We start from the raw sequence: 12205 nt of genomic DNA on the forward strand, positions 1-12205 counted from the left end.
GCAGATAAACATTGAGAACTTTTAAATTTGATTAACTTAATCACAGCTTGAGCTGTTTGATTTCACTTTTTAAAGTGAAAACCAATTAAGTAATCAGTCAGCTTTCCAAATTGTTAAAGAGCAAGAGTTTTTAAAGTATTAAACTTTCAAAACCATTTTTAAATACACTCTGCTTTCTATTACTAAAAAGTGTGCTTAAAGATGGTGGGCGATACCGGGCTCGAACCAGTGACCCCCTGCTTGTAAGGCAGGTGCTCTCCCAACTGAGCTAATCGCCCATGATAGTTTTGATTCCTTCATGGTGAAAGAATGGTGGAGCTATGCGGGATCGAACCGCAGACCTCCTGCGTGCAAGGCAGGCGCTCTCCCAGCTGAGCTATAGCCCCATATTTTTATTTCCTTGGGAGGAAATGGTGGGCGATACCGGGCTCGAACCAGTGACCCCCTGCTTGTAAGGCAGGTGCTCTCCCAACTGAGCTAATCGCCCCAAATTTTATTTCCTTGGGAGGAAATGGTGGGTCGTGCAGGATTCGAACCTGCGACCAATTGATTAAAAGTCAACTGCTCTACCAACTGAGCTAACGACCCAATGGTATCCCGTAGGGGAGTCGAACCCCTGTTACCGCCGTGAAAGGGCGGTGTCCTAGGCCTCTAGACGAACGGGACACTGCTAATTCATCTCCACTTTAAAAAGTAGAAACAAACTTCGAAGAACCTTGGGAGTTCTTCATCTCTTTGCTTTTCTAAACCTAATCAATCTGTGTGGACACTCATCGTGGTATCTTCGTATAAGGAGGTGATCCAGCCCCAGGTTCCCCTAGGGCTACCTTGTTACGACTTCACCCCAGTCATGAACCACAAAGTGGTGAGCGTCCTCCCCGAAAGGTTAAACTACCCACTTCTTTTGCAGCCCACTCCCATGGTGTGACGGGCGGTGTGTACAAGGCCCGGGAACGTATTCACCGTGACATTCTGATTCACGATTACTAGCGATTCCGACTTCATGGAGTCGAGTTGCAGACTCCAATCCGGACTACGACGCACTTTTTGGGATTCGCTCACTATCGCTAGCTTGCTGCCCTCTGTATGCGCCATTGTAGCACGTGTGTAGCCCTACTCGTAAGGGCCATGATGACTTGACGTCGTCCCCACCTTCCTCCGGTTTATCACCGGCAGTCTCCCTGGAGTTCCCGACATTACTCGCTGGCAAACAAGGATAAGGGTTGCGCTCGTTGCGGGACTTAACCCAACATTTCACAACACGAGCTGACGACAGCCATGCAGCACCTGTCTCAGAGCTCCCGAAGGCACACCTGCGTCTCCGCTGGCTTCTCTGGATGTCAAGAGTAGGTAAGGTTCTTCGCGTTGCATCGAATTAAACCACATGCTCCACCGCTTGTGCGGGCCCCCGTCAATTCATTTGAGTTTTAATCTTGCGACCGTACTCCCCAGGCGGTCTACTTAACGCGTTAGCTCCGAAAGCCACGGCTCAAGGCCACAACCTCCAAGTAGACATCGTTTACGGCGTGGACTACCAGGGTATCTAATCCTGTTTGCTCCCCACGCTTTCGCATCTGAGTGTCAGTATCTGTCCAGGGGGCCGCCTTCGCCACTGGTATTCCTTCAGATCTCTACGCATTTCACCGCTACACCTGAAATTCTACCCCCCTCTACAGTACTCTAGTTCACCAGTTTCAAATGCAGTTCCGAGGTTGAGCCCCGGGCTTTCACACCTGACTTAATGAACCACCTGCATGCGCTTTACGCCCAGTAATTCCGATTAACGCTCGCACCCTCCGTATTACCGCGGCTGCTGGCACGGAGTTAGCCGGTGCTTCTTCTGTTGCTAACGTCAAGAGATAGCGCTATTAACACTACCCCCTTCCTCACAACTGAAAGTACTTTACAACCCGAAGGCCTTCTTCATACACGCGGCATGGCTGCATCAGGCTTGCGCCCATTGTGCAATATTCCCCACTGCTGCCTCCCGTAGGAGTCTGGACCGTGTCTCAGTTCCAGTGTGGCTGATCATCCTCTCAGACCAGCTAGGGATCGTCGCCTTGGTGAGCCATTACCTCACCAACTAGCTAATCCCACCTAGGCATATCTTGACGCGAGAGGCCCGAAGGTCCCCCTCTTTGGCCCGTAGGCATTATGCGGTATTAGCCATCGTTTCCAATGGTTATCCCCCACATCAAGGCAATTTCCTAGGCATTACTCACCCGTCCGCCGCTCGACGCCCATTAACGCACCCGAAGGATTGTTAGTGTCGTTTCCGCTCGACTTGCATGTGTTAGGCCTGCCGCCAGCGTTCAATCTGAGCCATGATCAAACTCTTCAATTTAAGATTTTGTGACTCAACGAATACTGACTTCAAAACTAATATTCATTCGCTCTTTTCGAAAAAGGAACATGAACATGTAATTCTAAAGCTATTACCATTCCAACAGAATGATAATGAATTGACTGTGCCAAATAACCGAAGTTATTTGTATTGGTCACTCAGTTCATTGAAATCAATTTTGTTACCGAAGTAACTGTTACTACCTAAGTAATAACGTTTTGATATTCATCAACGAGTGCCCACACAGATTGATAGGTTTAAATTGTTAAAGAGCTTTGCTTGTCGAAACTTTCTTTTTACAAAGAAACCCTTGAAAGCGGACGTGAATTCTAGCGATTTAATCTTAAGTGTCAAACACTTTTTAAAATTAATTTCTTTCGAACTTTTCGTCTTACTGATTACCGCTGAAGCCTTATGGCATCTGCCGTGTCAGTGAGGCGGCATTATAGAGATCATCGAAAACATGGCAACCCCTTTTTTGATAAAAATTCAAAAAAACTTGCTTAAGTGGCTACTTTTACGTCAAAAGGCTCTTTCATAGCTCAAAGCTCATACAATAATGGGTGTATTACTTAAAACTTTGCGATTAGATCTTTCGAAAAAGCCTCTATATCTAGCTCAATGCTCCATTTCTCACTCAGTTCTAGGATGTTATCTAGCGATTGCTGAACTGTTTTTATCGTCAATGTGTTGTTATCTAGGTCGTATACCTGTTTTTGCGTGGTGTAATAGAAATAAAGGATGGTCAGCGCGTCTCGGTCGCCTTGCTCAGCTTTGGGGTGAATACGCTTGAGCTTACGATAGATTTGATTATGGATTTGTTTAAGGTTCCATATATAAAGCGCTTCTTTGAAGTAATCATGCCCTTTTACACGACTCGCGATAAATGCATTCAATGCGACTGATAAGATCACACCTAATACGTTCAAGTGGAAATTACCTGTCGATTCGCCTGCGATTGATTGCCCTGAACCGAATAGCTCGATCAGTATGGTTCCGAATACAATGGCGAACACTGCGAGTGACCCAACCAACGAAACCAACAGCAGGTTCATCTTCTTTCTATATTCTTCTTTATTAATCTTCTGTAACTTCATCGACTACTTCCTTATGTAAGTCACCTAATAATTTGCGCATACTATCTACGTAAACATTGGGTCGCTTCAACCCTTACCATCTTGTAATGTGGTCATTCTCTATTTAATACGCAGAGTTCTTCTGGTTGGCGCTATACGCAACTCTATTTGACTTCATTAATAGAAAAGAGTTACATACCGCCACAATTTTGGTTATTCATCAATTCATATTGATAAAGCCCGTTTCGCTTTATCACATACTGACAAGGTACATTCCATGCGTTCATTTGTATTACGCGCTCGCGCAGCCCCTACAGAGAGCAAACTTATCTTAGAAGGTGTTGGGCAAGATGCTCATACTGAGATTCTGGCTCATACTCTTATGAACACGATCTTCGTTGCTCAATCTCACCGTGAGAATGTCACCGTGCACCTTGTATTAGAAAGTACTAAAGACTTTTCACGTACGATTACATTCGATTCAAACGAGATCACCAATATTGGTGGCTTCCATGAGTCAGCATTGTTGTCTGCGGTAGTAAGAGCGGTTGACGCTTCTCAAGGTATGACAAAAGAACAGACGCGTCAGGTTGAATCGGGTATCACTGTTCGTACTATGAGTTTTGAAAAGCTAGTTAAAGAGCTAGCTGAAGACCACCAGCTCTACATGATGGATAAGAAAGGCGACTTTATCCGTGATGCAGAGATTGCTGAAAACCCATGTTTCCTTCTGACTGACCACATCCCTATGCCGAAGAAAAGCTACAACAGCTTAAAACGTCTAGGAACAGAGAAAATCAGTTTGGGTCCAAATATGCTGTTCGCTTCTCAGTGCGTCGTGTTGATCAACAATGAGCTAGATATTCGCGGTTTCTAACTCGAAAACACAATTACAGTTAACAAACCACAGTGAACAAAGCCCGGTTATTCACCGGGCTTTTGATTTTGGTGTGCCGATAATCAATTGTAGTTTATCGCCAGCTTGTTCCGTCACATGAGATCTCGCATTAACGTCTCATATTGTTCAGACACCAACACCACCAGATGATTAAGCTCTTTTGCATCTTCCTCTGCCAATAAAAGTTGCCAATCTGTCTGTTGACCACTTTCATCTCGTCCAAGCACTTTAGTCTTCCCTTTTTCAGCTTCAAAAGACAAGTGATTAAAGTCGGTATCATGATGTTCATGAGACTCTAAAATCTCAAACTCTAAGTTTCCGGTTGGCTTTACTTGAATGTGGGCATGAAAATGTTGCTGATTCTGTAACTCATATTCCCTATGTATTGCGAACATACTCCCTCCTATAAACCTCAATCTAAGCTCGTAAGCGATCTGTTATAAATTACCCGAAATTCATAGGTTGCCCCTGAACAACAAGTATCTATACAAAGTGTAGGCTTCAGATTTCGGTACTAGAGCAAAATCAGCCTGCTGTTTGATACTAGACAAAATAGCGTTGAGTATTGTGACACTTCGATTGATCTTTCTTGACGGGTATAACCGAGCTCAAGAGTCCAATAGAACTGACCAAACAACTCATTTATAAAACTTGCGCTTGGTTCCATTTCTAATGCCTTTGGGTCTGACCTTTGCGAATAAATAGACATTTCTCTCCAACCTTTTGATTCGACAGTTATACTTCCGATAAATCCGGTGAATTAATTTAAGGGAATGTATGTCAATTTTCACCGTATTCTTCTGTGGAACAGGGTCCAACTCAGAAGACAATAATCATAAAAACTACGTGTCAGGCGAGTTGATTTCTACGTTAGCGAAGAATACGACTGGCAGAGGCATGATTGACTACATTCAAGTGGATGGAGTTGGCAGTGGGAATCAAAACGAATGGTTGAAGCAAGGCAAAGATGACACTTACTCCGGAGTTAAAGGAACGTTGCTAGGCAAAGGTATCGACAGCAACATGCGCTATGTGCTGAATATCTTGCGCGGGAGCCAACAAGATAAAAATGACTACATGAAGCGAGCCAAAGGACTGCTTAGTGAATCTCGCCCTGCAAAATCGGCTTGGCCTTTTGCAACCAACCAAAAATATCAAGATTGGTTAAAAGATTCACAGGAATTAGCGGCTGACCTGAAACACGGTATGGCAGCGCGCCAACAGAACATTGCGATCGAGCGTCAAAGCGAGAATGCCACGCTTGTCCCCTTCCACTAAATATTACACAACCTACATGCCAGGCCGACACGGTACTTTGGTGGGTAATGCGAATACCTCAGGAGGAAGTAAAGGCGCGGGGTTACTTACTGGCCCAGGACTAATGACAAGAGATTTCATGGAAAAGGTATTAACGGGTTGGGGCACGCAGCTTAAAGCGAGCACGACATTGAACTTCTCTCGACAACGCATTATCGAACTGTACGAGCAAATGCGCAGTCATGAAGAGTATTTCAATAAAATGCACGGTATGACTTATACGGCAAAGAACCGACTGCTGTGGACAAGCAAAGATCGAATCGGTCAGCAAAGAGAGCGCCGCTACGGTATCCCGATGTATCGTTTTCAGTTTCCCGTCATAACCAACAACTACGGCGATACGATTAATCGTCACCACTGTGATGTGTTAGCCACTAATGCTTTTGCTGCACACGGTACTTCTGCCGCGCTACCAAACCCAGTCTGATATTCCTATTTGATAAGCAGTTAAACAAAAAAGAACTCAACTAAGTGAGCTCTTTTTTATTATCTATATCTTGCTATCAATGGAGTTATCTAGGAATCAGACCTGATTAACCAAAGATAAAGCTGTATAGGAAGCCTGCACCCATCGCCATGCTTAGGATAACGAATAGGAATGCTGCAATCATTTGGTTCTTGAAGATTGATTTAAGCAGGATAACTTCTGTCAAACTTGCACCTGCACTACCAATGATCAATGCCATTACCGAACCTAGCGCCATACCTTTTTGTACCAGAGCTGCACTTAATGGGATTACCGCTTCAGCACGAATGTACAATGGGATACCAATCACAGCTGCTACTGGAATCGCATACCACATACCTTCGCCAGCATACTGTGCAATTAGGTCTGTAGGAATGAAGCCGTAGATAAATGAACCAATCGCAATACCCATCATTAGGTAAGGGAAAACTTGTTTGAAGTCTTTCCAAGTTGAGAACCAAATTCTCATCCAACGGCTAGGCTCTTTCTTCTCTACGATTTCAGCAGTTGCGCTTCCATCTGCTGAACAGCATGAAACGGTCACTTGTGGCTCTTCTTTTTTCGAATCACTGCAAGATGTTTCTTTTGCCATTACTGGTGCAGGTTCACCACATGCACTTGTACCACATGAAGACGCTGCCTTCGCTGGCGCTGCTTTCTTAGGAGCAGAATCACCACAGCTAGTGCCACAGCTTGAAGCAGAACCTGTCGATTCATACGCTTCAGGTTTTACGTAACGCTCAAAGCCAAGCTTCTCAAGTGCGTAACCTGCGACTACCGATACTGTCATTGCGACTAAGAAGTAGAACACAGCGACTTGCCAACCAAACGTAATCACGAACAAACCAATGATCACTGGGTTCAATAGTGGGCTACCGAATAGGAACACCATCATTGGCCCAAAACCCGCTCGTGCACGCAGCAACCCTTTAAGGAAAGGAATCGTCGAACATGAACAGAAAGGCGTAATCGCACCTAGTAGCGCTGCAACCACATAACCCTTGCCGTTACGCGAGCTCAGAATCGATTGAATCTTTTCTGGCGTAAGAAACTCTTGCAGAATCCCAACAATGTAGCTGATCGCCAAGAAAAGGATGATTAGCTCTACTGCTAAGAAGGCGAACATATCAAGTGCGTCTTTTAGCATTGTTAACATTTCATTGCTCATAATTAACTCCAAACTGGATTGAAGGCCGGACTCTATGAGAAAAGTAACCAACCCTTAATTTCGAATATTCTCGAATTATAGAAATATCTCGGAACAGATCAAGTTTTACTTCGATAAAAATCGAAATAATTTTCAAAAAGTTTATTTTTCAATGATTTAATAAATTACGGTCTTTACATTTGTATTTAGACCACATTTCGACTAATATCGAAATTAAATCTTGAGGAGTTAATATGAACTTAGAAGTCGTAGCGAAAGCACTTAAAGAGTTGGGACACCCTATTCGCCTAACTATTTATAAGAGTGTCGTTAAAGCTGGCTACCAAGGCATTGCAGTCGGCGGCCTACAAGAAGAGCTAGGTATCCCTGGTTCCACCTTGTCTCACCACATTTCAAGCCTAGCGTCTGCAGGCCTCATCAGCCAAAGACGAGAAGGAAGAACCCTATTCTGTGTAGCAGAGTATGAGTGCCTAGAAGGTGTGATTGATTTCTTACAAGACGAGTGTTGCGTAAATGAACAGTGTAACTGATGCACCTTTGAATAGAGCATCTTTGAACTTAGAACAGGTTTGGGCTGAGTATCAGCAAGCGTTAAAGTCATTCTTGCATTCTAAGGTCAACGACACCGCCGATGTAGACGACTTGCTTCAAGAGATCTTGATTAAGACTTATCAGAACTTAGAATAAGGTACAAGATGCGAGCAGCGTAAAGTCGTGGCTATTCCAATTAGCCAATCACACGATCATCGACTTATACCGTAAGCACGCTCGACAACAACGTGATAGCCAAATTGATGCTGAAGATCTTTGGTTTACCGATTTAGACCACAATTCTGAGTTCAAGCAGAAGCTTTCATTATGTATTGAACCCTTTATTCAGGCGTTACCAGAACAAAGTTCATCATTACTGCTTGCTGTCGACATCAAAGGCCAAAGCCAGAAAGAGATCGCAGAGGCTCAAAAAATTAGCTACTCAACTGTTAAGTCTCGTGTTCAGAAAAGTCGTGGGGATCTTAAGAACTTATTCGAACAGTGCTGTAACTTGTCACTGGATAAGCAAGGCAATGTGATTGATTGTGAGCTTAAGTCGGACGCTGATTGCGGTAAGTGCTAATAAAAGTACTGATAGTAATTAACTCAAACCCGTTATTTAAATAGAACAAAGCCAGCAATTGATGCTGGCTTTGTTGCTTTCATAATCTGTAAATCACTTGCTTAAGCGAACCTAACTACTCTGCTTCCACTTACTACGCCGCTTCCGCTTTTACGACCGGTTGATAGCGCCCCGGTTTATGGTTCATCGCTAGAATCAAGTTGGTGACTATCGCACCAAGCACAGACAGAAGAACCAATGACACATCAACAATGAACAGAGAAAGCACAACAATCGTGCAGTCTAATGCCATCTGAACCTTACCTGCTCGAATTCCAAAACGTTCTTGTAAGAACAACGCCAGAATGTTGAAGCCACCTAAGCTCATCTTATGACGGAAGATCACCAGCATGCCGGTACCAATCAAGCCACCACCAAGTAAAGCTGCATACAATGCATGAATTTCGGCAATCTGAATCACGTGATACAAGTGATCCACAGCGAACGAAACAATCGAAACCGCGATAAAGGTATTGATGGTGAAGCGCCAGCCCATACGAGCAACCGACAAAATATAGAAAGGTAAGTTAAGTGCGAAGAACACTTGGCCAAAGCTTAGGTCTGTTACTTTGGTAATGAAGATCGCTAGACCAGCCGTGCCTCCGGTGAGCAAACCGACTTGGCTGAAAAAGATAACGCCGAGTGAAACCAGTGCGCTACCTAAGATCAGTGCCAGTAAGTTTTCGCGAAGGTTATGATCTTTATCCATGTGAATGACTCTCCCTGAATCTTTTAACATCGCGTTTCAGTAGTTTTGAAACGATTTATGCCCAAATTTACGATGTTTGACAGATAAGTCGAGTGAATGGCCAATGTTGATTAGTGATTAGTTTGTATATTAGTTTTTACAGTTTTTTGAAATCTTCAATTAAACAGACAGTTACGATCTTGCATTTGGAATTCAATGCTTAATTACATACTTCTATCTATTAACCAGCAAACTTCGAGTTTTCCTATTTATTGGTGACGTTTCGCCCAAATTCTAACGACGCATAAAATCATGCATAGATCTATGCATAAAACGCATAGACTAAATCACAAATGGTCATTTGATACATACCTCACTCGTCATTATGATGCGCGACTTCTTACAACATTGAGCGCATGTAAACACCGTATGTTTTCACAATCTCTTTTTGCCCAACTGGCCAGAATGACACTATTTCTCGTCATTAGTTTGGTCATTGTGCATCACAGTCAGCCATTGATTGATCTCTTGGCTCAGCATGCCGTGAGCAGTGGATGCCACCAGCAGTCAGCTCATGAGCATTCTGGGCACGAACATCACCATGAGATGACTGACCAACACATGTCAGCGCAAGACCACTCACATCACCACCATTAATTTAAGAGTATTAGAATGAGCATTTTCCGTTTTCCTTTACTGGTATGGCTTGGGATCGGCACACTTATTATCAGTCTAGGGATCAGACAATCATTCGGCATTTTCATGATGCCAATTTCAGATCATTTCGGCACGGGTCGAGAGTTTTTCAGCTTCGCGATTGCGCTACAAAACCTGTTGTTCGGTATGTTCCAACCTTTTGTTGGTATGGCTGCTGACAAATGGGGAGCAAGACGCATCATTATCGCTGGTGCATGTGCTTACGGTTTGGGTTTACTTCTTACCTCAATTTCTACCGAATCGAGTATGCTTTACGTTTCACTAGGCGCACTCGTTGGCCTTGGGTTAAGTGCGACGAGCTATGTGATCGTATTAGGTGCCGTAGCAAAAGTAGTACCTGCAGAGCACGCAGCGAAGGCATTTGGTTTAACCACAGCAGCAGGTTCATTTGGTATGTTCGCGGTAATTCCGGGCGCGCAATACATGTTGAACGAATTTGACTGGCAGAGTGCGATGCAAGTATTTGGCGTACTTTGTTGTTTCATGATCTCTTTTGCGCTGTTTATGCGAGCGCCGAGATCGGCAACCAATAAACAAGTAGAAGACACTCAGACACTAAAAGAAGCACTGTCTGAGGCGTTTGCGAACAAAAGCTACTGGTTAATTCACGCGGGCTTCTTCGTGTGTGGTTTCCACGTAATGTTCATTGCGACGCACCTACCAAGTTACTTAGCAGACAAAAACCTACCGGCGAGCAGCGCAGCAATGGCACTGGCTTACGTTGGCATCTTCAACATCTTCGGGTCTTACTTCTGGGGTGTAATGGGCGATAAGTTCAGCAAACGCCACGTTATGTCCGCACTGTACTTAGTACGTACTGTGGTTATCGGTGCGTTTGTAACTCTACCAGTAACGGAGTCAACGGCTGCTATCTTTGGTGCGGCGATTGGTTTCTGCTGGTTAGGTACAGTTCCGCTAACGTCTGGTTTAGTTCGCCAGATCTTTGGTGCTCGTTACCTGTCGACGTTGTACGGTTTGGTGTTCTTTACTCACCAAGTGGGTAGCTTCTTAGGCGCTTGGGTTGGCGGTCTTATTTACGATTACTACGGTTCTTACGAGCCAATCTGGTGGTCAACCGTAGTACTTGCATTTGCGGCAGCGCTTATCCATTTACCAATCAATGACAAGCCGATTGAGCGACTGAAATTGGCAATGGCTTAACGTTTAACGCTGACTCCCCCCACCAGCGAAAATCGATAAGCAATCCAATAAGAGAGTGGATATTGAAAGGAGCACATCCTGAGATATTCACTCTCTTTTTTATTGGCCGTTGAAATCGAAATTATAATTAGGGGCTGTTGACCTTTCGAGCTGGCTTTTACAGCACTTTGTGGGAAGTTTATACTAGGCAGAGGGTTTGACGTGTAGCTAGCCTACATAAAAAGCCGATAACGCAGTAGAAATGAACCACAAATGCTGCCCGAAGGGTTCGGCTAAAATCGTTTTATGCATTGTTGAAGAATATTTGCTTAGAATGACTAGGCCACATACTCTTCGCCGCGCCTAAAACGATTTTATCTCGAACAAAATTCAACCACGAAAGTTCAATAGCCCCTAGCGAAACTTGCATAAACCTCACTGAATAATAAGACTATTCCTGCTGTTTTACTTTATAGTATTCGTTCGCTCCTTTAGAACTTATCCGCAGGCTTATGGAATACATAGATCAGACCGCTCTTATCGCGATGGCACTCATTTTTGTCGGCTCGTTTGTGCAAACCGCAATCGGCTTTGGCTTGGCTATTGTGGCTGCCCCGTTATTGTTTTTGGTCTCGCCTGACTATGTACCCGCGCCTATCTGTCTTGTTGGTCTTTTCATTTCTGTATTCAACGCGTTTAAACACCGAGCAAATATCTCTATTGGCGGATTGAAAATCGCACTATTGGGCCGAATTCCGGGCTCATTGGCTGGCGGGGCTTTGTTGGTAATGGTATCAACAAGCGTTTTGTCACTGTGGTTAGGCTTATTGGTAGTATTTGCCGTGATTGTTAGCTTACTTCCGTTTAGGTTAGAACCGACGCCTGCCAAAATGGGCATCGCGGGGTTCTTCTCAGGCTTCTTCGGTACCAGTTCAGGCATTGGTGGGCCGCCAATGGCACTACTGCTTCAACACCAAGATGCCAATCAGCTTCGTGGTAACCTTTCTGCGTTTTTTGTGTTTAGTTCTATCATTTCATTACTGGTACAGATCCCGATTGGCTTCTTCACTGTGCACCATTTGATCATCACAATCCCGTTGCTTCCTGCGGCTTGGTTGGGTTACAAAGTGGCGTTATTGACTACGCAAAGCATTCCTAAAGAAAAGATACGTATCGGCTCTTTGTTGCTATGTTTTATCAGCGGCTTTACTGCCATTTGGCAAGGCTTAGCTGGCTAA

11 protein-coding genes, 5 tRNA genes, 1 rRNA gene and 1 pseudogene are annotated in these 12205 nt (G+C 44.3%); 7 read left to right on the top strand and 11 right to left on the bottom strand.

Annotated features, from left to right (window positions below):
• Positions 1–202 precede the first annotated feature (202 nt).
• The 7 genes from BCU34_RS14620 to BCU34_RS14650 all read right to left on the bottom strand — a co-directional run bounded on the left by BCU34_RS14620 (position 203) and on the right by BCU34_RS14650 (position 3441).
• Positions 203–278 (bottom strand) — tRNA-Val (locus BCU34_RS14620).
• A gap of 32 nt (positions 279–310) precedes the next feature.
• Positions 311–386, bottom strand: a tRNA-Ala gene (locus BCU34_RS14625).
• 25 nt (positions 387–411) lie between these two features.
• Positions 412–487 (bottom strand) — tRNA-Val (locus tag BCU34_RS14630).
• Positions 488–512: 25 nt separating this feature from the next.
• A tRNA-Lys gene (locus BCU34_RS14635) sits at positions 513–588 on the bottom strand.
• Between the two features lie 2 nt (positions 589–590).
• A tRNA-Glu gene (locus BCU34_RS14640) sits at positions 591–666 on the bottom strand.
• A gap of 123 nt (positions 667–789) precedes the next feature.
• Positions 790–2344 (bottom strand): 16S ribosomal RNA (locus tag BCU34_RS14645).
• Positions 2345–2916: 572 nt separating this feature from the next.
• Positions 2917–3441, bottom strand: a complete 525-nt coding sequence (locus BCU34_RS14650) for a DUF3087 family protein (protein WP_102431737.1) — start codon at positions 3439–3441, stop codon at positions 2917–2919.
• Positions 3442–3697: 256 nt separating this feature from the next.
• Here BCU34_RS14650 and trmY point away from each other — a divergent pair, with 256 nt between their 5' ends.
• Entirely contained in the window at positions 3698–4297 is a 600-nt protein-coding gene (gene trmY / locus BCU34_RS14655) for a tRNA (pseudouridine(54)-N(1))-methyltransferase TrmY (RefSeq protein WP_102393465.1), read from the top strand.
• 113 nt (positions 4298–4410) lie between these two features.
• On the opposite strand, the gene BCU34_RS14660 is transcribed toward trmY, so the two are convergent.
• Positions 4411–4713, bottom strand: coding sequence for a hypothetical protein (locus tag BCU34_RS14660; RefSeq protein ID WP_076656387.1), 303 nt, complete (start codon positions 4711–4713; stop codon positions 4411–4413).
• Positions 4714–5095: 382 nt separating this feature from the next.
• On the opposite strand from BCU34_RS14660, the gene BCU34_RS14665 reads away from it, so the two are divergent.
• Both BCU34_RS14665 and BCU34_RS14670 read left to right on the top strand, forming a co-directional pair.
• Positions 5096–5596: a hypothetical protein gene (locus BCU34_RS14665; RefSeq protein ID WP_240698062.1), complete on the top strand. Its 501-nt coding sequence runs from the start codon at positions 5096–5098 to the stop codon at positions 5594–5596.
• 16 nt (positions 5597–5612) lie between these two features.
• On the top strand, positions 5613–6062 hold the full coding sequence (locus BCU34_RS14670; protein ID WP_240698061.1) for a hypothetical protein: 450 nt from the start codon (positions 5613–5615) through the stop codon (positions 6060–6062).
• A gap of 106 nt (positions 6063–6168) precedes the next feature.
• Here the strand turns inward: BCU34_RS14670 and BCU34_RS14675 are convergent, their stop codons facing one another.
• Positions 6169–7269: a permease gene (locus BCU34_RS14675; protein WP_102431865.1), complete on the bottom strand. Its 1101-nt coding sequence runs from the start codon at positions 7267–7269 to the stop codon at positions 6169–6171.
• Between the two features lie 233 nt (positions 7270–7502).
• Here BCU34_RS14675 and BCU34_RS14680 point away from each other — a divergent pair, with 233 nt between their 5' ends.
• Entirely contained in the window at positions 7503–7799 is a 297-nt protein-coding gene (locus BCU34_RS14680) for an ArsR/SmtB family transcription factor (protein ID WP_004733042.1), read from the top strand.
• Positions 7783–8383: pseudogene (gene sigZ, locus BCU34_RS14685) on the top strand (RNA polymerase sigma factor SigZ). The gene BCU34_RS14680 and the pseudogene sigZ overlap by 17 nt, the downstream one beginning before the upstream one ends.
• A gap of 133 nt (positions 8384–8516) precedes the next feature.
• Here sigZ and BCU34_RS14690 read toward each other — a convergent pair.
• On the bottom strand, positions 8517–9131 hold the full coding sequence (locus BCU34_RS14690; RefSeq protein WP_102478407.1) for a YitT family protein: 615 nt from the start codon (positions 9129–9131) through the stop codon (positions 8517–8519).
• A gap of 472 nt (positions 9132–9603) precedes the next feature.
• Positions 9604–9753 (bottom strand): hypothetical protein, encoded by a 150-nt coding sequence (locus BCU34_RS14695; protein ID WP_170960876.1) that lies wholly within the window; start codon positions 9751–9753, stop codon positions 9604–9606.
• 29 nt (positions 9754–9782) lie between these two features.
• Here BCU34_RS14695 and BCU34_RS14700 point away from each other — a divergent pair, with 29 nt between their 5' ends.
• Positions 9783–10988 (top strand): MFS transporter, encoded by a 1206-nt coding sequence (locus BCU34_RS14700; protein WP_102478406.1) that lies wholly within the window; start codon positions 9783–9785, stop codon positions 10986–10988.
• A 491-nt stretch (positions 10989–11479) separates the two neighbouring features.
• Positions 11480–12205, top strand: a complete 726-nt coding sequence (locus tag BCU34_RS14705; protein ID WP_170960797.1) for a sulfite exporter TauE/SafE family protein — start codon at positions 11480–11482, stop codon at positions 12203–12205.

It is taken from the genome of Vibrio sp. 10N.286.45.E10 (genome assembly GCF_002874195.2).
In the GTDB taxonomy this organism is placed as follows: Bacteria; Pseudomonadota; Gammaproteobacteria; order Enterobacterales; family Vibrionaceae; genus Vibrio; species Vibrio crassostreae.

Excerpts from the sequence above, each read along its gene's own strand:
- BCU34_RS14650 (WP_102431737.1), bottom strand. The coding sequence starts at position 3,441 with ATGAAGTTACAGAAGATTAATAAAGAAGAATATAGAAAGAAGATGAAC.
- trmY (WP_102393465.1), top strand. The coding sequence starts at position 3,698 with ATGCGTTCATTTGTATTACGCGCTCGCGCAGCCCCTACAGAGAGCAAA.
- BCU34_RS14660 (WP_076656387.1), bottom strand. The coding sequence starts at position 4,713 with ATGTTCGCAATACATAGGGAATATGAGTTACAGAATCAGCAACATTTT.
- BCU34_RS14665 (WP_240698062.1), top strand. The coding sequence starts at position 5,096 with ATGTCAATTTTCACCGTATTCTTCTGTGGAACAGGGTCCAACTCAGAA.
- BCU34_RS14670 (WP_240698061.1), top strand. The coding sequence starts at position 5,613 with ATGCCAGGCCGACACGGTACTTTGGTGGGTAATGCGAATACCTCAGGA.
- BCU34_RS14675 (WP_102431865.1), bottom strand. The coding sequence starts at position 7,269 with ATGAGCAATGAAATGTTAACAATGCTAAAAGACGCACTTGATATGTTC.
- BCU34_RS14680 (WP_004733042.1), top strand. The coding sequence starts at position 7,503 with ATGAACTTAGAAGTCGTAGCGAAAGCACTTAAAGAGTTGGGACACCCT.
- BCU34_RS14690 (WP_102478407.1), bottom strand. The coding sequence starts at position 9,131 with ATGGATAAAGATCATAACCTTCGCGAAAACTTACTGGCACTGATCTTA.
- BCU34_RS14700 (WP_102478406.1), top strand. The coding sequence starts at position 9,783 with ATGAGCATTTTCCGTTTTCCTTTACTGGTATGGCTTGGGATCGGCACA.
- BCU34_RS14705 (WP_170960797.1), top strand. The coding sequence starts at position 11,480 with ATGGAATACATAGATCAGACCGCTCTTATCGCGATGGCACTCATTTTT.